The organism is Hymenobacter canadensis (genome assembly GCF_027359925.1).
Taxonomy (GTDB): domain Bacteria; phylum Bacteroidota; class Bacteroidia; order Cytophagales; family Hymenobacteraceae; genus Hymenobacter; species Hymenobacter canadensis.
In genome coordinates this window covers 2,232,882-2,253,407 of the sequence record NZ_CP114767.1, presented here as the reverse complement: position 1 = coordinate 2,253,407, position 20,526 = coordinate 2,232,882, and the positions used below count along the sequence as shown (strand labels likewise).

The following is a 20,526-nucleotide window of genomic DNA, read 5'->3' as shown; positions in this document are numbered from 1 at the left end:
GCGCAGCCGAAGCATCGCGCGTGCTGACGTTGTTGGGAAAGGCCCATCATTCCGAGTGCAGCGAGGAATCTCGCGTGCTGAAGCAGGGTTACTAACCCAACGTCAGCACGCGAGATTCCTCGCTGCACTCGGAATGACGTTCTCATTCAGCATGATGGGCTTCAATCGCCGCCCACCGCCTACTCGAACCGCCGCAGCCGCTTCTTGCTGAGCTCGTAGCTGATGATGGCCGGGATGTAGAACGTGACGTCAGCCAGCAGCTTGGCCACCACGATGCCCGCCCCGAAGCTGCCCAGCCAGCGCGGCATATAATAGAGCAGCGCCGGCCGGATCAGTAGGCTGTCGAACACCTCGGCCACGCCAAACTCCACGGCCAGCGCCCGCACGTTCTGGCCCAGCGTGCGCCATCTGTACGGCCGGCCGGTGGCCTGCAGCGTGCGGCGCGTTTGCCACACGTCCTGCCCCAGCAGCCAGCCAAAGTACGCCACGTTGCCGGCCCAGGTGCCCGCCAGGGCCGCACTCAGGCCGCTGCCGGTGGCGCGCAATGCCAGGGCCGCCGCCAGTAGCGTGGCCCCCACCGACAGCACCTCGGCGGGCAGATAGCGGTGCAGCCATTCCCGAATCTTCTGTTTCATAAGCCGGACGAAATAAACGGCTATTTTGGCAGCCCGGCCCAACTGCCGGTTTTTTCCTGCCCGTATGCAGATACCGTTTACGCCTTTGGTGGTCGTGCTGCTGGCCGTGGTGGCGCAGGCCGTGTTTGCGGCCGGCCTGCTGTGGCTGGCCCCGGCCAACCGCCTGCCCAACCGCTTTCTGGCCCTGCTCATGCTGGCCATTGCCCTCTGGATGCTCGACGGATTTTTCCGGGAAGCCAACATCTACGGGCAAAACGCCAACTGGTATTTCTCACCGATCTACTACTCGTTTGCGTTCGGGCCGCTGCTGTACTTCTATGTGCGTAGCCTCGTCAACCACGATTTCCGGCTGCAGCGGCGGCAGTTGTGGCACTTTGGGCCGGTGCTGCTGCAGGCCGGGCTCTACTGGTGGCTGCGGCTGCAGCCGTACGGCCCGCGCCTGTGGTTCTGGGAAAACGTGCACGAGCCCTATACCTACCGGGTGGAGTTTATCGGCACCTGGGTTTCGCTCACCATCTATCTGGTGCTGAGTCTGAAGCTGCTGCAGCAGTACCGCCGCTGGCTGCCCGAATATTTTTCGGAGGTGTCGAAGCTGCGGCTGCAATGGCTGCGGGTGCTGCTGGTGCTGGTGGGCGTGGTGAGTGCGCAGTGGCTGCTGGAAGTGGTGCTGCGCGAGTTTTTTGGGCTGTATTATGCCTACGACTACTCCACCGAGCTGCTGGGCGTGGTGGTGTTTCTGGTGGGCGTGGTGGGGCTGCGCCAGGCCGATATGCGCGCCGTCCGTTTCGAGCCGGAGCTAGCCGAGGATGAGCTGGCGGCTCCCGAACTGCTGCCAGCTGCAATGCCGCCGCCGGCTCCCACACTGCCGCCGCAACCCGATGCGGCTCCGGCGGCCACCTTGATTTCAGAAGCTGCTACCGAAACCCTGGCGGCCCCGGCAACGGTTGTGCCAGTGGTAGATGCAGCCGTGGTGGCGCGCATCCGGCGGGCGCTGGAACAGGAACGGCTCTACCTCAACCCCACGCTCACGCTGGCCGAGCTGTCGGCGCACACCGGCCTGGCCCCGCGCCTGATTTCGTTCACGGTCAACAACGGCTTCGGCCAGAGCTTCAACGACCTGGTAAACGGCTACCGCGTGGCCGAGGTGAAGCGCCGCCTCGCCACCCCCGACGCCCAGCGCCTCACGCTGCTGGGCATTGCCTTCGAAAGCGGCTTCAACTCCAAAACGACCTTCAACCGCATCTTCAAGCAGTTCACCGGTGCCGCCCCGCGGGACTATCAAGTAGCTGAGTAATGGAGTAGCTGAGTAGGTGGGCAGTAGCGCGAACTTTGTAGTTCGCGCCTCCGCGCCGTTCAGGTGGTTGCGGGCTGATAGTAGCGCGAACTTTGCAGTTCGCGCCCCTGAGTCATTTCAACGATTACAACGGCGCGGGGACGCGAACTACAAAGTTCGCGCTACTACTCAGTTACTCCACTACTCAGCTACTCGATAGCGCCCACATCATGATTTGGGGCGTCCCGCTGCCGGATTCGGGGCGTTTGGGGTGGAATGAACAGCCACCTTTGGGTCATTCATCAACCCCCGAACGACCCATGAAAACGCTGCTGCTTCTGCTGGCCCTGGTCGCCCCGACTGCCCCGCTGCTGGCCCAGACCACGCCCCCCGCCACCGCCTGGACCGACCACACCCGCGTGCTGCCCGACAAGCTGCGGCAGGTGCCTGTGGGCTTCACGCTCTGGCATACGCCCAACCCCAACTACCCCGAGCCCAATCCCGACAAACCCGGCACCTTTCTCTGGAAGCATAGCACCATGCTGCGCTCTGAGGTGGGCGAGCTGGAAGTGGTGGAGTGCGGCAGCTTCATCTGGTATGATGAAACCGGCTGGAAGCAGAACCTGCGCCAGACGCCCGCCGAGTTTGCCGAGATATTCCAATGCCCCGGCGGCCGCCTGCAGCCCGGCCGTACCTACACCTTCGCCAAAAACTACCGCTACGCCGACAGCGCCCGGCAGCTCTACGGCGGCGACGCCCTCTGGTACATCCTGGCCCGCGACAAGGCCGGCAAGCTCTACAAAGGCCTCGGCCTGCTCGAAACCGAAGCCACCGTGCGCTAGCTCTGTGGTGCCACGAGTTGCCGAAGGCCTCGTGGTACCACTATCGTTGAACGGCGCCGCCGGTGGTCGTTCAACGATAGTGGTACCACGACAGAAAAAAGTCGTGGCACCACTGCCTACCAACTCACCCACACACTCCCTGATACTATGAAACTTCTCCTCGCCTTCCTGACCTTTTGCACGCTGGCTGCTGCCCAGCCCGCCGCCACTTCCTACCAGCTGCTGCCCGCCGCCCTCACCTGGACCGGCTACGCCGAAGTAGGCACCTACGCCCCCAGTGGCACCGTGCAGCTCCGCGGCGGCCGCTTCCTCTACGACGGCCGCACCCTGCGCCAAGCCCGCTTGGAAGTGGATATGCGCACCATCGCGCAGGAGCAGGCCCAACTGGCCGAGCACCTGCGCGGCGCAGATTTCTTTGATGTGGCGAAATACCCAACGGCCATTTTCGTGCTGCAGCAGTTCGGCCAGGGGCAGGCCCGCGGCCAGCTCACGCTGCGTGGCGTCACGCGGCCCGTGCAGTTTCCGCTCACGCTGGAACGCCGCCCCGACGGCCGCCTGCACCTGCGCGGCACCGCCACCCTCGACCGCACCCAGTTCGGCATCAACCACAACTCCAGCAGCTTCTTCCAGAACCTGGGCTCCTACGCCATCCGCAACGAGTTCCAGCTGAAGTTCAACGTGCTGGCCGAAGCGGCGAAGTAGGCGGAAATAAGAAGCGGTTTGAGCACGATGTAGAGACGCAATATTTTGCGTCTCGTCGTTGAACGACCGGCTCTATACACTAGCCAAAACAACATCAGCAACGACGAGACGCAAAATATTGCGTCTCTACATCGTGTTGGCAGCAGTGCACCGTGCCACTTCGCTGGCCGCTCACAACCTGCACTTCCATGTCACTCCGGCACCACCACCAGGCGCTGGCGCTGGCCGGCCAGCTCTGCCAAGTACACGCCGCCGGCCACCGGCTGGTGCTGGTCGTTGTCGGCGGGCCAGACGAGGGCGTGGGCGCCGGGCGTGGTGGCGGCTGGTAGGCTGCGTACAAGCCGGCCCGTGGCGTCGAAAATGCGCAGGGTATCGGGTTGGGTGGCTTGGTGAACGGTGTAGCGCAGCGTGGTGCGGCCCGTGAAGGTGCGGTTTTCGGGGGCTTCCAGCGTCAGCGGCTCGGGTTGGGCGACGGTGGGAGCGGTGTGCAGGCGCAGGCCGCGCACGGATACCGTGGCGGGCTGGCGCGCCAACTCGAAGCGCAGGCGCAGGGTGCTGGTGGCGGCCTCAAACTCCCACGCGGAGGCGGGCAGTGGCTCCTCGTTGAGGAGCACCGCCGCCGGAGCGGCCACCACGCGCGGAATCAGCAGCTCGATGTGGCGGCGGGTGGGAGCCCCGGGGTAGCTCTGGCCGCCGGGCACCACCCGGATATCGGCCTGGGTGGCGGTGGTGAGGCCGCTAAAGGCCAGCAGCGCGTAGGCGCCGGTGTGCGCCACGGTGGCCGTTTTGCCGTCGTCGTCATACACCGTGAAGGTGCTGCGGCCGGCGGCGGGGTCAGCGTAATAGCGCACGCGCAGGCTGTCGGGGTGGTAGCGGGCGGTGGTGGGCACGTAGGGCGTCATCGGCAGGAAAGCGCCGGCGCGCACCAGCAGCGGCAGGCGACTGAGTGGCGCCGCCACACTCACAGTCTGGCTGCCGGCGTAGGTTTGCTGCGTGTCGAAATCAACCCAGCTGCCAGCGGGCAGCACCACGTTGCGGCGGCGCTGGCCGGGCTGCAGCACCGGCGCCACCAGCAGGTTCGGCCCCAGCAGAAATTGGTCGTTGACGTTGGCGAGAGCCGGCGTATTCCCGGCCTCAAATGCTTGTCGCTGCTGCTCCGGTAGAATGTTGTCGCCCCAGCCATCGGGCGTGGCGGTGCGCCAATTCCAGAAAGCAGGGCCTGCGCTCTGGGGCTGGCCAGTGTCTTCAGAGAAGCCGGCCGCAATTTCCTCCGCTGATAAGCCCAACGGCTGATTGGATGCTTCCACAGCCTCCGGCTGCAGATACGTGGCCCCAAAATTCATCGGGCGGGTTAGGGGCGTGCCGGTCTGGCTGTTCTCCCAGGCCAGCGAATACAGGTAGGGCAGCAGCTCGTAGCGCAGATGGGTGTAGCGGCGCACAATGCTCTTGTAGGGCTCCGGCCACCAATAGGGCTCGGGCGGCACGCCTTCGCCGTGGGGGCGCAGGATGGGGCCGAGGCTGGCCATCTGCAGCCAGCGGGTATACAGCTCGGGGTCGGTGGGGCCGGCGCAGAAGCCCCCGGCGTCGGAGTGCATGTAGCCCACGCCGCCCAGGCCCATGCCCAGCATCACGGGCACCTGCGCCTGCAGGCCGGCCCACGAGCGGCTCACGTCGCCGGACCACGGAAACACGGAGTTGCGCTGCATGCCGGCCCAGCCCGAGCGTGCGAGGTTGAACAGCCGTTCCTGCGGAAATTCCCGGCGGTAGTTTTCCTGCAGAATGCCCGCCCAGGCTTGGCCCAGGCCGTTGTGCACCTGCCGGGCGCCTCCCAACAGGTGCTGCATGTCCGCGGGGTGGTTTTCGGGCTCGCCCAGGTCGCTCCACCAGCCGGCGGCGCCTTCGGCTTTGCGGCGGCGGTAGTAGCTCCAAAGCCAGGCGCGGGTTTCTGGGCGGTACATATCCAGGATGGTGGCCGGCCCGGCCCAGAACGACTCCACGGTGTAGGGCGAGCCGTCGGTGTGCGTGCCCACGAGGCCCTGGCGGCGCACGTCGGCGTCGTTGCGGGAGGTGCGCATCACGTAGGGCTCCGAAATCAGGATGGTTTTCACGCCCGCCGAGTCCAGCCGGCGCATCATGCGCACGGGCTGCCGGAAGTTCTGGTAGTCCCAGTCCAGGTCGCCCTGCCGCTTGGTGCCCCCGAACCAGTACAGATCCAGCACCAGCGCATCCAGCGGAAACCCTTCGCGCCGCATGCGGGCCGCCACCTGCTCCATCTCCTGGTCCGACTTATACCCGAACCGGCTCTGAATCAGGCCCAGGCCCCAGCGCGGCGGCAGCGGCTGCCGCCCGGTGAGCAACGTGTAGCGGCTCAGAATCTGGGCGTACGACTCGCCTGTAATCAGGAAGTAGCCGAGGCTACCGGGGCCTTCGTTGCGGTATTCGAGCACGTCGGGGCGGGTGGCGCCCAGGTCGAGGGTGGCGGCGGCCATGTGGTCGAAGAACAGCATGTAGCCGCGGCTGCTCACCACCGTGGGCAAGCTCACGTTAAGCGTTGGCTCGCCGTTCTGGTAGGCGTAGTGGGCTTCGTTGTAGAGGCGCAGGCGGCGGCCCCGGCGGTCGAGGGGCAGGGCGCGCGAGCCGGTGCCGTAGAGGTGTTCGTCGGGCTGCAGCTGAAACGAAACGCCCATACCGCCCGGCGCGGCCGGGCCCGCCGCCGGGTGCCGGAACACGCCCTCGGCGTCGGCCACCACGGTTTCGCCCGGGCGCTGGTAGCGCACACGCAGCGGGTTTTTCTGGATGATGACGGTGGTGGTACGGTCGGTTTTCCATTCGAGCTGCCCAGCCGTGGAGCGCACGTAGCCGTTCTCAAAATCCCGGTAGGCCTGGGCCGGCATGCCGGGCTCGGGCCCCTCATGATGCATGAAGGGCGCAAACCACTCGGCCGGCTCCTGCACTACGCTGATGGACGGAATGTTCTGCACGGCCGTGCCCGCCGGAAAATACTCCACCCGCACCACGCCCGTAGCCCAGGGCCGCACCCGCAGCGTGCCGCCGTCGGTGCTGCGGATGGTGAGCAGGCCGCGCTGGTAGCTGTGCGACTGGTAGGGGCCGAGGGCTACCGGGGCGGCCTCGGGGCGGCGGAACGGGTCCTGGGTGGGTGGGCCGTCGGCGGCGCGCTGGGTGTGGCCGGGAAAGGCAATGGAAAGCAGCAACAGCGGCAGCAATGGCCACCCGCGGCGGAAGGAAACAAGCATGAAGCGCAGGATTTGGCCGCAAGATACGGGCTGCTGTGCCCATCCGGCGGCCGTGGGGCCAGCTTTGCCGGGCCACCCCCAATCAGCCGAACGCCCCGCGCCGCCTTGCGTATCCTGTAGCATCCTTCCACCTCCTAACCTCCCTGCGCCATGAACCACGCGGCCCGCATCGAAGAAACCATCCAGAACATCTACGACACCTTCTCCCACCCCGGCAAGCACCCCGTAGAGGCCGGCCTCGGCGCCATCGACAGCTGGATTCAGGCCCTCGATGGTCTCGGCGGCTCCGCGCTGCTGGGCATCCAGAGCGAACTGCGCGACCTGCGCGGCTACGTGCAAAACGACGACCGCCCGGCCATGGCCGCCACCCTGCAGCGCCTCGGCGAGCATACGGCCCTCACGGCCCGCGACCTGCACGACGGCACCGGCGACCAGCTACGTCACCTCGGCCAGACGCTCATCACTGCCGCCGGCAACCTGAAAATGGCATAATGAGCCATTGTTAATTTTTTGATAATAAAATAGACGTGTGTAAGATTAGGGCCGACCTTGCTCCTGTGGGAGTGAGGTCGGCCTTACCTTTTGAGGGCCAATACTAACTCAAGGCCTGTTTCAGGCCGCACCATTGGGGAGCAGATATGTTTCAGTAGGGGTTGTTTAAATAATTGATAATCAACTTTGAAGCCTTGGATAGGTAATAGAGCTGTTCAGTCTCACCAACCAAACCCCTACTACCATGGATTCTACCTCATCAACCGGCACTACCCAACTCGACGCTACCCTGGAGGCCCTCGGCGGCGGCCTTAGTGCTGCAGCTCCGGCCGCTGGCGGCAACATCGACAGCTGGATTTCCACCCTGAATGGCGCCGGCAGCCCCGCGCTAAGCGCCATTTCCTCGGAACTGGAAAACCTGAAAAGTGCCATCAGCAGCGGCGACGGCGGCCAGATCGGCAAGTCGCTGCAGACGCTGGGCGAGCACACCACCAAAGCCGCGGCCAGCGCCACGCCCGACGCCCAAGCCAAGCTCCAGCAGCTCGGCCAGACCCTGAGCTCAGCTGCTACGTCGCTGAAAGGCTAAGCGCCAGCGTTCCAAAGTAAAAAAGGCTGCTCCAATTGCTGGAGCAGCCTTTTTTTCGTTTTCAGAAAATCCCGAAATGGCGCTTCGGTCCCGTGGTTCGTCCCCACCTGATACCGCGTTATCAGGCCGAAGCGCCGCTTCGGGTTTCAGGCTAATACCCGGCCGCCGAATCGTCGCCGCGGGGGTCGGCGCCGCCTTCCAGCTTGCCGCCGGGCAGCACCCGAATCACCTCTACGCGGCCCCAGGCACTGCGCGGTTTCAGCACGTAGCCGCGGGCACGCAGGGTGTCTTCGGCGGCGGGCAGCAGGGCGCCGGCTTCCACGTCAATCTGGTCGGGCAGCCACTGGTGGTGCAGGCGCGGCGCGGCCACAGCCTGCTGGGCATTCATGCCGTAGTCGAGCACGTTGAGGCTAGCCTGCAACACGCTGGTGATGATGGTGCTGCCGCCCGGCGTGCCCACTACCAGGGCTAGATTGCCGTTTTTGGTGAAGATGGCCGGCGTCATCGAGGACAGCATGCGCTTGCCGGGCGCAATGGCGTTGGCGCTGCCGCCCACCAGCCCGTAGGCGTTCGGTACGCCGGGCTTGCTGCTGAAATCGTCCATTTCGTTGTTCAGGATAAAGCCCGCCCCGGCCACCACCACTTTGCTGCCGTAGGCCCCGTTGAGCGTAGTCGTGCAGCTCACAGCGTTGCCCTGCGCGTCCACGATGTTGTAGTGAGTGGTCTGGTCCGACTCGTAGGCTGGAAGGCCGGAGCCAGCCGCTACCTGGGCGCTGGGCGTGGCGCGGCGCGGCTGGGCGGTGCGCATCCGCTCCTGGTTGTACTTTTTGTCGAGCAGCTGGGCCACCGGAACCTTGCCGAAATCCGGGTCGCCGAGGTAGGTGGCGCGGTCGGCGTACACGCGGCGCTCAGCCTCCGTAATCCAGTGCGTGGCCTGCGGCGAATGCCAGCCCAGCCCGCGCAGATTGACGTCCTGCTCCAGCATCTGCAGCATTTGCAGCAGTGCCACGCCGCCCGAGCTGGGTGGCGGAAACGTCAGCACGTCGTGGCCGCGGTACTGGCCGTGCAGCGGCGTGCGCCACTTGGGCTGGTAGCCGGCCAGGTCGGCTTTGCTGATGATGCCCTGGCCGCGCTGCATCTCGGCCACGATGAGGTCGGCGGTGGTGCCTTCGTAGAAGCCGGTGCGGCCCTGGTCGCGGATGCGGCCCAGCGTGGCGGCCAGGTCGGGGTGCCGGATCAGGTCGCCGGCCGTCCAGGGCGTGAGCCTGAGGTACGAGCTGCCGGGCGTAAACCGGGCGAAGTCGGCGCGGGTACGGTTCAGGCCGGCGGCTTCTTTTTCCGTCAGCTTCACACCGTTGGCGGCCAGGTCGACGGCGGGCTGCACTACTTGCGCCCAAGTTAGCTTGCCCAGCTTTTTGTGCAGCTCCACCATGCCCGCCACAGTGCCCGGCACGCCGGCGGCGCGGTGGCCCAGGGTGCTCAGGTTCGGGATGATGTTACCCTGCGCGTCGAGGTACATGTCGCGGGTGGCGGCGGCGGGGGCGGTTTCGCGGAAATCCAGCGCGCCTTCCTGGCCGTCGGCGCCGCGGTAGAGCAGGAAGCCGCCGCCCCCGATGTTGCCGGCCACGGGCAGCACCACGGCCAGCGCAAACTGCACCGCCACGGCCGCATCGTAGGCATTACCACCTTGGCGCATGATGTCCACGCCCACCCGCGTGGCCTCCGGGTGCGCCGACACCACCATGGCTTTGTCGGCCACCACGGGCGTGCCGGCCGGAATGGGGGCGGCCAGCGTGGCAATGCTGGGGATAGTCTGGGGCGGATTGGTAGAGCAGGCAACGAGGGCCAACAGCGCCAGCGAGTGGAAAATACGCTTCATAAGCGGCAAGGTAAAGCAGTTTAACCGGGGTTTGGCCAGTATAGCGCGAACCCGAAGGTGCGGGTTGCCCGGCGGCCGGCCCGGCCACAAAGTTCGCCCAGCATTGGCCGGATCCCACAACTTCGCGTTACATCAGTAGATTTGACCGAAATAAACTACCGCGCTATGGCTCCTGAAATGCTTGTTCCGGCCCTGAAAACGCCGCATCTGCCGCTGGTGCAGCAAGATGCCTGGCTGGCGCCCTACGAACCCGTACTGCGCCAGCGCCTGCAGCGCCTCGACGACCGGCTGCAGGAAATCCAAAGTGAATATGGCTCGCTGAGCAAGTTCGCCACCGCTCATCAGCAGCTGGGCCTCAACTACGACGCCCGCCGCCGCGGCTACTGGTTCCGCGAGTGGGCGCCTGCTGCTGAGGCTCTGTTCCTCATCGGCGACTTCAACCACTGGGACCGGGAGGACACGCCCCTGCAGCGCCAGACCGATGGCGTGTGGGAGATTTTCCTGGCCGACAAGGAATATAAGGAGCGTCTCACACACGGCAGCCGCTACAAGGTGCACGTGCGCAGCGCCCACGGCGCCAAGGACCGCCTGCCCGCCACCCTGCGCCGCGCCGTGCAGGACGAGCACAGCCACGACTTCGCGGCCCAGGTCTGGCGGCCGGAAGCGCCGTTCGTCTGGACCGACCAGAAGTTTCGGGTGCACAACCACGTCAAGGAGCCGCTGATTTATGAGGCCCACGTGGGGATGGCCACCGAGGAAGGCCGGGTAGGTACCTACCGCGAGTTTGCCGACCACATTCTGCCCCGCATCCAGGCCGGTGGCTACAACTGCGTGCAGCTGATGGCCGTGATGGAGCACCCGTACTACGGCTCGTTCGGTTACCACGTGGCCAATTTCTTCGCCGTGTCGTCGCGCTTCGGCACGCCCGAAGACCTGAAGTACCTCATCAACGAAGCCCACAAGCGCGGCCTGGCGGTGCTGCTGGACGTGGTGCACTCGCACGCCGTGAAAAACGAGGCCGAAGGCCTGGCTGACTTCGACGGCTCCGGCGGCCAGTATTTCCATGAGGGCCCGCGCGGCGACCATCCCGGCTGGGACTCCAAGCTGTTCGACTACGCCAAGCCCGAGGTGCAGCGCTTCCTGCTCAGCAACCTGCGCTACTGGCTGGAGGAGTTCCACTTCGACGGCTTCCGCTTCGACGGCATCACCAGCATGCTCTACCACCACCACGGCGAAGGCGTGGCGTTCAGCTCCTACGACCAGTATTTCGGGCCCGAGGCGGATGAGGACGCCATTCTGTATCTGCAGCTGGCCACCACGCTGGTGCACGAGCTGAAGAAGGGTGCTCTGCTGATTGCCGAGGACATGAGCGGCCTGCCCGGCCTGTGCCGGCCCATCCGCGAGGGCGGCATCGGCTTCGACTACCGCCTGGGCATGGGCATTCCCGACTACTGGATCAAGCTGCTCAAGCACACCCGCGACGAAAACTGGAACCTGCACGAGCTCTGGCACACGCTCGCCAACCGCCGCGCCGGCGAGAAAACTGTGGCCTACGCCGAAAGCCACGACCAGGCGCTGGTCGGCGATAAAACGTTGGCCCACTGGCTGCTGGACAAGGCCATCTACGAGCACATGCACAAAGACGACCCCGACCCCATCACGGACCGGGGCGTGGCGCTGCACAAGCTGATCCGGCTGCTCACGCTGGCGCTGGGCGGCGAGGCCTACCTGAACTTCATCGGTAACGAGTTTGGCCACCCCGAGTGGGTGGACTTCCCGCGCGAAGGCAACGACTGGAGCTACCATTTCGCCCGCCGCCAGTGGAGCCTCGCCGATAATCCTGACCTGAAGTTCCGGCAGCTGGCCGCCTTCGACCACGCCCAGCTGCACCTGGCCCGCAAGCAGCATCTGCTGGCGCACCCCGCCGCCCACCAGCTCAACATCGACACCGATAACCAGGTGCTGGTGTTTGAACGCGGCCCGCTGCTGTTCGTGTTCAACTTCCACGTGAGCACCAGCATCCCCGACTACCACTTCTTCGTGCCGCACTCCGGCCACTACCGCATCCTGCTCAGCACCGACGCCCCCGAGTTCGGCGGTCACAACCGCGTCGACACGTCCCTGACCTACGAAACCTTCGTGGAAGACGGCATCGACAAGCTCAGCCTCTACGTCACGAGCCGCACCGCGCTGGTGCTGACACGGGTGGGGTAGAATAGAGGAGTAAAATAGAACGTCATGCAGAGGCGCAGCCGAAGCAGCTCGCTAGTGTGGTAAATCAACCAGATTACTTCACTAGCTAGATGTTTTGGCTGCGCCTCTGCATGACGTTCTTATATGTTCAGCTAACCTCCTACTTCAGCTTTTTGCCGGTTTCGGCGCCTTCCAGCACGTCCTGGATGCGGCGCTGGCGGGCTTCGGGCTTTTTGGCGCGCTCCACCCACTGCACGTACTCGCGGCGGTGAGGGTAGGCCAGCAGGTCGAAGGCGGCGCGCAGGCCGGTGCGCTCCAGGGCCCGGTCCAGGTCCTCGGGTACCATAAAGCCGGGCTCGTCGGTGTCGGGCATCATCGTGACGTGCACGGGCAGGCCCCAGGTTTTGCCGATGGTGTTGCGCAGCTGCTTGTTCACGGCCAGAATGTGGTGGCCGTCCTCGTCGAGGGTGAGGGGCAGCCGGAACGGAAAGCCGTCCAGGGTGCCGCGCACGTGCACCTGGCCCCGCTGCCCGAACACCTCGGGTACGCTGAACGGCACGAAGAGAAACACGCCGCCATCGGTCGGATGCAGCTCTAAATTGGTATCAAAAACCTGTTCCTGCGAATCAGACATAGAGAAGAAGGGAAGATGCGGCGGCCAGCCCGAAAAACAGCCGCCGGCCTGTGTGGCCGGCCAGTGGCCGCAAAGGTAACGCTCCGGGCACTAGTGCCGGCTACCTGCGGCCCTAACCTTCCAGCGTTGTTACGCCGGGGCCACTTCCTGCAGGGCCACCAGAATGGCTTCGGCGAGGCGGGCCGGGTCCTGCGCGGCGGCAGCCGACAGGCGCCGGACCCGCTGCGGCGGCAGATCGTGCAGCTCCAGCACCCGCAGCGCCAGCGCCGAGGAAGCCGCCAGCACCAGGTCGGCGCGGCGCAAAGCCAGGCGCTCCAGCTCCAGCACCCAGCCCCGGTCGGCGGCCGTGTCGCGGTCCTGGGCCAGGCTGTGTAAGTGCAGCACTAGCGGCTTGCCGGTCAGCTGCCGCAACTCCATGCCAGCCAGCCACGCCTGCCAGTCGGCGGCATAAATCACCGCAAACTCCTGGCTGGCGGCCAGCCGCGTGGCAAACCGGGCGTACTGAATCACGCGGAAGTTCAGGTCGGCATCGGAAACAGCGGGCGTGCGCAGGGCCTCCAGCGCAATAGTCAGCACCGACTGGGGGCCGGCCGGCGCGGGCGCAGCAGCGTCCGGCATAACTTGCTGGGTGGCTACTGCGGGAGTGGTGACAGCCGGAGCTGTTTCGGCGGCTGTATCTGCCACCGGGGCAGTGGCTTGGAGTTCCGTAATGTCGAGGTCGGCGGCTTCCTGCGCATCTGGCTCGGCCTCATCGGCCGCAAAGGCATCGGCGTTGAGCAGCGTAGCTATTTTCGCCTCCTGCTGCGTAGCGGCCGAAAAAGGCCCGGGCGTGGCAGCCTGGGCGGCCTCACTGCTGCCAATGTAGGGCGCCGCCGGAGTAGCAGCGCCGCCAGCCTCAGCCCATACCGTAGCACCCAGGTAAGGTGCCGCCGGCGACTGCCAGGTTTCCGGATGGATGGCGTTGAAATGCGTGTCGGCGAGGGCCAGCTCTTCGGCGGTGAGGTTGCCCAGGCCAGTGGCGGTGGCGGGGGCCGGCAGGTGCATGGGCTCGGCCAGATGCGGCAGCAGCAGCGTGAGCGCCGCGTGCGGGGCCAGCGCCGAAACCAGCGCCGCCGTGGCGGCCGGAGTCGGTTCCGCTTCGGTGGGCGCGTCCCAGCCCAGCATCAGTACCTTAAGCGGAGCAATAGTCATGAGCAATCAGGCAGAAAACGGAATAATAGGAAAACCGGTTTATTGGGGCTATAAAGGCGGTTTTTGCGAATCAATAGCCAATGTTAGGCAAAATTCGTGGGATTCGTTTTTACCTTCGCAAGCTTAACGCAGGCTTCTCCGGCACCGCCGGATTTTTTTTTACCTCCCTGCTTTTACCCGTCTGCCCCTCCTCATGAACGAGCCTAACATTCAGGACAACAACTACATGCTGAACGACCTGGCCGCGAAAGCGAAGCAGGAGTTCTTTCCCGGCAAGGTAGTGGCCAGCCAGCAGGAGGGCCCCGATTTTGTTTTTCGCTGCGACAATGGAGCCCTGCTCCGCCTGGAGGTCATCACCGATAAAGTCCTGCGTTTCCGCTACGCCTCGGAGGTGGGGTTTGCGCCCGATTTCAGCTACGCCTTCCCCAGTGGCGTGCCCGCCCGGCAGGCGCCCGAGTTTCTGGAGTTCCGGGAGCGGCCCGACCACTACCGCATCACCACCGACCGCCTGATCTGCACCGTAGCCAAGGACGGCCTCCGGACCCGCGTGCTCGACCGGTCCGGCAACACGCTGGTGCAGGACGAAAAAGGCTTCCACTGGGAGTACGACTACGACACCGGCAACGACATCGTGAAGATGAGCAAGGCCGTGCAGAGCGGCGTGCACTACTACGGCCTCGGCGACAAGCCCGACAACATGAACCTGCGCGGCAAGCGCTTCACCAACTGGGGCTCCGATACCTACGGCTACGTGAAGGGCTCCGACCCGCTCTACAAGAACATTCCGCTGTACCTGGAGCTGCAGCAGAAGATTGCCCACGGCATCTTCTTCGACAACACCTTCAAGGCCAGCTTCGACTTCGCGGCCGAGCGCGCCGACGTGACCAGCTTCTGGGCCCAGGGCGGCGAGATGAACTATTACTTCATCTACGGCCCCAGCCTGCTGGAAGTGACCGAGGAATACACCCGCCTGACCTGCCCGCCCGAGCTGCCGCCGCTGTGGGCGCTGGGCTACCACCAGTGCAAGTGGAGCTACTTCCCCGAAAGCAACGTCAAGGAAATTGCCAAGGGCTTCCGCGACCGGCAGATTCCCTGCGACGCCCTGTACCTCGACATCGACTACATGGATGGGTACCGTTGCTTCACCTGGAGCCCCACGCACTTCCCCGAGCCCAAGCGCATGGTGCAGGAGCTGGCCCAGGATGGCTTCAAAACCATCGTCATCATCGACCCCGGCATCAAGATTGACCCCAACTACCGGGTGTTTGCCGATGGGCTAGAAAAAGACGTGTACTGCCGCCGTGCCGACGGCCCCCTGATGAAGGGCTCGGTGTGGCCCGGCCTCTGCAACTTCCCCGACTACACCCGCCCCGACGTGCGCGAGTGGTGGGCCGGCCTGTTTAAGGGCCTGATTGAGGAAACCGGGGTGCGTGGCGTCTGGAACGACATGAACGAGCCGGCCGTGTTCGAGAAGGGCACCTTCCCCGACGATGTGCGCTTCGACTACGACGGCCACCCGGCCTCGCACAAAAAGGCCCACAACATCTACGGCATGCAGATGGCCCGCGCCACCAACGAGGGCGTGAAGCAGTTCAGCTACCCTAACCGGCCGTTCACCATCACGCGCAGCACCTACGCCGGCGGCCAGCGCTACTCCTCCGGCTGGACCGGCGACAACATTGCCTCCTGGGAGCACCTATGGCTGGCCAATATCCAGTGCCAGCGCCTGAGCATCAGCGGCTTCAGTTTTATTGGTTCCGATATCGGGGGCTTTATTGATACGCCCGACGGCGAGCTGTACGTGCGCTGGGTGGCGCTGGGCGCCTTCCACCCGTTCTTCCGCACCCACTCCAGCGGCGACCACGGTGACCAGGAGCCCTGGAGCTTCGGCGAGAACTTCATGGAGCTGGCCCGGGGCTTCATTGAGCTGCGCTACCGCCTGCTGCCCTACATGTACAGCACGTTCTGGCAGTACGTGAGCCAGGGCACGCCCATGCTGCGCCCGCTGGCCTTCCTCGACCAGACCGACACCGACACCTACCTGCGCATGGCCGAGTTCAGCCTCGGCGACCACCTGCTGGTGTGCCCCATCACGCAGGCCGGCGCCGACGGCCGCTGGATGTACCTGCCCCGCGGCGACTGGTTCTACTACTACACCGACGAAGCCAAGAGCGGCGGCGCCGAAGTGTGGGCCGCCGCCGGCCTCGACCGGATTCCGCTGTTCGTGCGTGCCGGCGCCGTCATTCCGATGTATCCGGTGCAGCAGTACGTGGGCGAAAAGGTGATTGACGAGGTGACGCTGCATGTCTACTACAAAGCCGGCCAGGAAAGCAGCGTACTCTACGACGACGGCGGCGAAGGCTACGGCTACCAGAGTGGCCAGAGCACCACCCGCCGCTTCACCGTGACCGGCACCGAAAGCGGCCTGCTGCTGCAGCAAGCCACCGAAGGCGACTACCAGCCCAGCTTCACGCGCTACCGCGTGGTGCTGCACGGCCTGCCCTTCCAGCCCGCCGCCTACAGCACCGACGGCCAGCCCGCCGAAGCCGTAGCCGTCACCCTCGAAACCGGCCTCACCCTGCCCGGCGTAGTGGTTGACGCCACGTTCACGGAGCTGGTGGTTGGGTAGAAAAGCAAGCTGTTAGTCATGCAGAGGAGGAGCAATTAGGACGCCCTCAGCTAACTTCAGAAGCTGTCAGTACGGTGTAGAGACGCAATATTTTGCGTCTCGTCGTTGCTGATGTTGTTTAAACTACGCTTTACCGCGTCGTTCAACGACGAGACGCAAAATATTGCGTCTCTACACCGCCTGCTACTAACTCAAGTAGCCTTTAAGCAGTGCTGAAGTACCAGCTGCACCGTAGCACAGTAGCGCGAACTTTGTAGTTCGCGTCCCCGCGCCGTTTTAATCATTCGAACGGCGTGGAGATGCGAACTACAAAGTTCGCGCTACTGATTACTGCACCAGCAGCCGCTGCGCCTGGCCGCCGCTGCGCACCAGGTACACGCCCGGTGCCAGGCCGGCGGGCAGCTGCAGCTCCAGCGGCCCGGCCGGCGCGGTGGCCGTCAGCAGCACCCGGCCCGAGAGGTCGAGCAGCTGCACGGGCTGGCCGGCGGTGAGGCCGGCTACGGTCAGCCGGTCGTGGGCAGGGTTGGGCCACACCTGCAGGGTGGCTGCCAGGTTGGTGGGTGCTGACAGTACTCGCACCGGCGAGAAGGTTTCGGTGCCGTCGAGGTCGGTCTGGCGCAGGCGGTAGTAGACGGTGCTGCTGCCGTAGGCCGGCAGGCGCGGGTCCGCGAAACGGTAGGTGGTGGGGGCGGCACTGCTGCCCCGGCCGGCCACCCAGCCAATCTGCCGGAAATCGGTGCTGTTGGTCGACGCTTCCACCGCAAAGCCTCGGTTGTTCTGTTCCGAGGCCGTGGTCCAGGTCAGCTCGGCGGCGTTGGCCCGGGCCTCAGCCGTGAAGCTGCTCAGCACCACCGGCAGCGGCGCCACGGGGCCCGAAAGGGTGAGGTTGGCGTCGCTGACATCAAAAAACACGTTGCCGATGGCCTCAATCTTCAGGCGGCCCTGGGTGGTGGTGCCGGTGGGCAGCCGCACGGTGGCAGTACCGTTGTTGGGCGTGTTGGCCAGCAGCTCAGTCGGAAACGTCTGGCCGCCGTCGTTGGAGAACAGGATGCGCACGGCCGCGCAGCTCACTGGCGCCTGGTCGGTGCCGAGCACGTCCCAGGTGATGGTGTAGAGGCTGCCCGGCGCCACCGTCGCGGCCGTGTTGGCGGCCGTCACCCGGAAGGGCCCCGCATCGGCTACGTTCATCGAAAAATTGGCCGCCGCCACGCCGCCGCGGTTGTCGCGGGCCGTGAGGCGGAAGTTGAGCGTGCGGGCCACCAGCGGCAGTATCTCGCCCAAGGAGGCCGAGTTGCTGAGCACGGCCGAGAGCGTCGGGAACGTGCGGGCGGGGCTGGCCACGGGCGCGAAGCTGCGGAACAGGGGTGGGCCGCTGGCATCGGTGGCGGCGCTGGCCAGGCTGCTGCTCGTGCCCCGGTCGAGCTGCTCCCAGGAATAGGCCAGGGCGTCGCCGTCGGGGTCGGTGCCGGTGCCCGCCAGCGTGAAGGGCGTGCCCAGCGGGATGGTATAGGCGGCCGGCGGCACGCTCACGGCGGGCGGCCGGTTGCCGGTGGCGCTCAGCGTGCCGCAGGTCAGCCGGGGCAGAATGGCGCTGAGGCTGCCCGCGTGAAAAAACCGGATGGCGCCGCCCACGTTGTCGGGGGCGCAGCGCGAGTCATACGACATGATGGTGTTGCCGGCGCCGGGCTCATAGGCCAGGGTAGCGCTGCGGTTGCCGCCGCCGCAGTTGCCCTGGTCGCCGTTGAAAGTGTGGCCTGAGCCGAGCTGGTGCCCGATTTCGTGGGTTGTGACGGTGGCGATGCTGCTGGCCGAGCTGCCAGTGGAAGAGCCGCCGGCCTTGTAGCCTTCAGAGCTTAGGCACACCACGCCCACGTAGGCCACGCCCGAGTAGCCGTTGCTGCGGTAGCCCAGCACGTGGCCCAGGTCGTAGCTGGCCGAGCCGATGGCATTGTCGACTACGGTGCGGTTGGTGTCCATCAGCGCCCTGGGGCTGGCGTTGTCGTAGGGGTCGGTGGCGGCGTCCAGGAAAATCAGCTGGTCGGTGTTGGCCACCAGCTGCAGACGCAGGGCCAGGTCGCGCTCATACACGGCGTTCATCGAGCTGACCAGCGTCACCATCGAAGCCAAAGTGGCCTGCACGGTGCCGCCGCCCAGGCGCTGCACATACTCGCCGGTGGCGGCCATGGCCACGCGCAGCGTGCGGAGCTGCCCGCCGTAGGGCGCCGGCGCGGCGGGCGGGGTGCCGCCGGCCGGCCGCTGTGCTTCGCCCGGCACCGGCAGGGCCCGGCAGTCGAATTCCGGAATCTCATCGGGGCGGCTCTGGTAGCGGCCGGGCGTATCGGCATCAGCCAGCACGCTGACTGTGCCGGCCGGCCCGAGTACCTGCGCGTGCAGGCCGACCGGCGTCCATTCCAGGCGGGCCGTGGTGCCGGGGTCGTCGAGGCTGCGGGCGGCGTAGGTGCGGATGCGCGGGTAGCGGGCGGCCAGGGCCGGGGCCATCACCGGCACCTGCGTCACGGCAAAGCGGTGCAGCTGGCCGTCGGGGTAGGGGATTTCCAGCGTGACGGCCTGCTCGGGCCGGGTTTCCGGCGGGGCCAGGGCCAGCCGCCGGGCCAGCCGGGCGGTATCGAGGCTGTACCAGCGGGCCGGCGCGGCGAGCGGGCCCCGGGCGGGCGGCGCGGCCACTTCCTGCCACAGCGGATCAGTAGCAGACTGCGCCTGAGCGGCACTGGCCGGAAACAGGAAAGCAAGCAACAGAGAGGCACTCCAATAGCGGTATTTCATGTTGAGCGAGTTGAGTACAGAAAGCCGGATTCAGCATGCCTACAGCTTTGGAAGGCTGCTGAATGGCAATTACACAACGCGAAATAATCATGAAAAATTTAAACAGGTGGGTGATAGGTGATTTTATAACTGATTGTGCATTAGAGCTTATATCGTATATTTCTATTTGCACTTGATTTTATCATGCAATATTCTTGCAATGTTGACGGCTGATTATTGGCTTAGTGCTATAGCTTTTTACTGGGTAGTGCTGATTTGTATTGTGCCGGGATAGGCAAAGTTGCCTTAAACGCCAACGGCCCCGGTGCCAGCCTCCATGGAAGCTGGCACCGGGGCCGTTGAGATACTTATTGAAGCGCTTGCTAGAAGTTGTACGCCACACCGGCCGATACGCCGGTAGACTTGCCCAGATTGCGGCCAGCCACGTACGTAGCCGCCCCCACGGTCAGGCCGAAGCCCTTGGCCAGCGGCCGGAACGCGCTGACGCCCAGGCGCACAAAGTCGACGCGGGTAGCGGGGAAGAAGTCGTTGAAATTCGGCTGCAGAATATCGGTGCCGCTCTTGTCCGACTTCTGGAAAGAGGCCAGAGCGTCGATGTACAGCTTCGGGCCGGCGTAGCCTACCTTGGTTTCAGCCACGAAGGCATTAGGGGCGCTATTGTCGCGCACGCTGTAGCCGGCCTGACCGGTCACGAACACACCCGACAGCGTTTTGAGGTGCACCACGCCTTGGCCCGACACCTTGCGCGCACCGTTGCCGATGGCAATAATGTAGCCCAGCCCGGACTCCGACTTGTAGTCGCTCACGGGCGTGCTGCCGCTCACCACGCCCAGCACGTCCAGCACGTTGGTCCCGATTTCGGTGGAAAACAGCTTGGCTTTCAGCAGCAGCGTAATGTCCTGCAGGCCGGCGCGCTTGTTCACGTAGCCCAGCTCGCGCAGCACCCGCTCATCGGCAAAGCCCTTCGACTGAATGTAGGGCAGACTCACCACGGCTTCCAGCTTGTCGGTGATGCCGTAGCTGCCATATAGGTTCACGGAGCTGACCTCGACCCGGTCGAAGATGGGCACCCGATCAATCTTTTCCGGTGCCAGATATACGCTTTGGTAGCGCTCCAGCGTGCCCGAAACGACCACGGAGCCGTGGCCTTTGCCAGGCAGAAAGCCGCTGACCAGACTCTGGGCACGCCCCACGGAGGCAGTGGCCAGACTCAGAAGAGAAAAAGCAAGTAAAAAACGGTAAGTGTGTTGCATAAAAGCGCGGTGTTAAAGGGCAAAACTACGGAAACTCTTCAGGAAATTATTCCAGACAGCTACCTTTGAGGATTGTCTCAAAACAGGAACTGTGTTGGTACATCATAATGTCCTGCTTTACGTACTTGGTACCCGCAACGGATTTAGGACGAAGTAAATCCGGTTGTATTTTTTTTTCG

At 64.9% G+C, this 20,526-nt stretch carries 14 protein-coding genes; 7 read left to right on the top strand and 7 right to left on the bottom strand.

Annotation, left to right across the window (positions count from 1 at the left end):
• Positions 1-179: 179 nt before the first annotated feature.
• Positions 180-635 carry a hypothetical protein gene (locus O3303_RS09680; RefSeq protein WP_269561859.1) on the bottom strand — a complete coding sequence of 152 codons (456 nt, stop codon included), beginning with the start codon at positions 633-635 and terminating at the stop codon, positions 180-182.
• A gap of 64 nt (positions 636-699) precedes the next feature.
• Between O3303_RS09680 and O3303_RS09675 the strand changes: the two genes are divergently transcribed.
• The 3 genes from O3303_RS09675 (at position 700) to O3303_RS09665 (ending at position 3,452) form a co-directional block, all read left to right on the top strand.
• Positions 700-1,929 (top strand): helix-turn-helix domain-containing protein, encoded by a 1,230-nt coding sequence (locus O3303_RS09675; protein ID WP_269561858.1) that lies wholly within the window; start codon positions 700-702, stop codon positions 1,927-1,929.
• Positions 1,930-2,228: 299 nt separating this feature from the next.
• The gene (locus O3303_RS09670; protein ID WP_269561857.1) at positions 2,229-2,750 is read left to right on the top strand and encodes a hypothetical protein; all 522 of its coding nucleotides are present in this window, start codon (positions 2,229-2,231) and stop codon (positions 2,748-2,750) included.
• Between the two features lie 147 nt (positions 2,751-2,897).
• On the top strand, positions 2,898-3,452 hold the full coding sequence (locus O3303_RS09665; protein WP_269561856.1) for a YceI family protein: 555 nt from the start codon (positions 2,898-2,900) through the stop codon (positions 3,450-3,452).
• A gap of 191 nt (positions 3,453-3,643) precedes the next feature.
• Here O3303_RS09665 and O3303_RS09660 read toward each other — a convergent pair whose 3' ends face one another.
• Complete coding sequence (locus O3303_RS09660) at positions 3,644-6,706, bottom strand: TIM-barrel domain-containing protein (RefSeq protein ID WP_269561855.1); 3,063 nt, start codon at positions 6,704-6,706, stop codon at positions 3,644-3,646.
• Between the two features lie 150 nt (positions 6,707-6,856).
• Here O3303_RS09660 and O3303_RS09655 point away from each other — a divergent pair, with 150 nt between their 5' ends.
• Positions 6,857-7,198 carry a hypothetical protein gene (locus tag O3303_RS09655; RefSeq protein WP_269561854.1) on the top strand — a complete coding sequence of 114 codons (342 nt, stop codon included), beginning with the start codon at positions 6,857-6,859 and terminating at the stop codon, positions 7,196-7,198.
• Between the two features lie 244 nt (positions 7,199-7,442).
• The gene (locus O3303_RS09650) at positions 7,443-7,784 is read left to right on the top strand and encodes a hypothetical protein (protein ID WP_269561853.1); all 342 of its coding nucleotides are present in this window, start codon (positions 7,443-7,445) and stop codon (positions 7,782-7,784) included.
• A gap of 151 nt (positions 7,785-7,935) precedes the next feature.
• Here O3303_RS09650 and ggt read toward each other — a convergent pair whose 3' ends face one another.
• Positions 7,936-9,663 (bottom strand): gamma-glutamyltransferase, encoded by a 1,728-nt coding sequence (ggt, locus tag O3303_RS09645; RefSeq protein ID WP_269561852.1) that lies wholly within the window; start codon positions 9,661-9,663, stop codon positions 7,936-7,938.
• Between the two features lie 165 nt (positions 9,664-9,828).
• On the opposite strand from ggt, the gene O3303_RS09640 reads away from it, so the two are divergent.
• Positions 9,829-11,877: an alpha amylase C-terminal domain-containing protein gene (locus O3303_RS09640; RefSeq protein WP_269561851.1), complete on the top strand. Its 2,049-nt coding sequence runs from the start codon at positions 9,829-9,831 to the stop codon at positions 11,875-11,877.
• 139 nt (positions 11,878-12,016) lie between these two features.
• On the opposite strand, the gene O3303_RS09635 is transcribed toward O3303_RS09640, so the two are convergent.
• Complete coding sequence (locus O3303_RS09635; RefSeq protein WP_269561850.1) at positions 12,017-12,490, bottom strand: YdeI/OmpD-associated family protein; 474 nt, start codon at positions 12,488-12,490, stop codon at positions 12,017-12,019.
• Between the two features lie 129 nt (positions 12,491-12,619).
• The gene (locus O3303_RS09630; protein WP_269561849.1) at positions 12,620-13,681 is read right to left on the bottom strand and encodes a glycosyltransferase family 4 protein; all 1,062 of its coding nucleotides are present in this window, start codon (positions 13,679-13,681) and stop codon (positions 12,620-12,622) included.
• Between the two features lie 193 nt (positions 13,682-13,874).
• Between O3303_RS09630 and O3303_RS09625 the strand changes: the two genes are divergently transcribed.
• Positions 13,875-16,310 carry a glycoside hydrolase family 31 protein gene (locus O3303_RS09625; RefSeq protein ID WP_269561848.1) on the top strand — a complete coding sequence of 812 codons (2,436 nt, stop codon included), beginning with the start codon at positions 13,875-13,877 and terminating at the stop codon, positions 16,308-16,310.
• Between the two features lie 327 nt (positions 16,311-16,637).
• Here O3303_RS09625 and O3303_RS09620 read toward each other — a convergent pair whose 3' ends face one another.
• Both O3303_RS09620 and O3303_RS09615 read right to left on the bottom strand, forming a co-directional pair.
• Positions 16,638-19,094: a reprolysin-like metallopeptidase gene (locus O3303_RS09620; protein ID WP_269561847.1), complete on the bottom strand. Its 2,457-nt coding sequence runs from the start codon at positions 19,092-19,094 to the stop codon at positions 16,638-16,640.
• 362 nt (positions 19,095-19,456) lie between these two features.
• Positions 19,457-20,347, bottom strand: a complete 891-nt coding sequence (locus tag O3303_RS09615) for a hypothetical protein (protein ID WP_269561846.1) — start codon at positions 20,345-20,347, stop codon at positions 19,457-19,459.
• Positions 20,348-20,526: the final 179 nt, after the last annotated feature.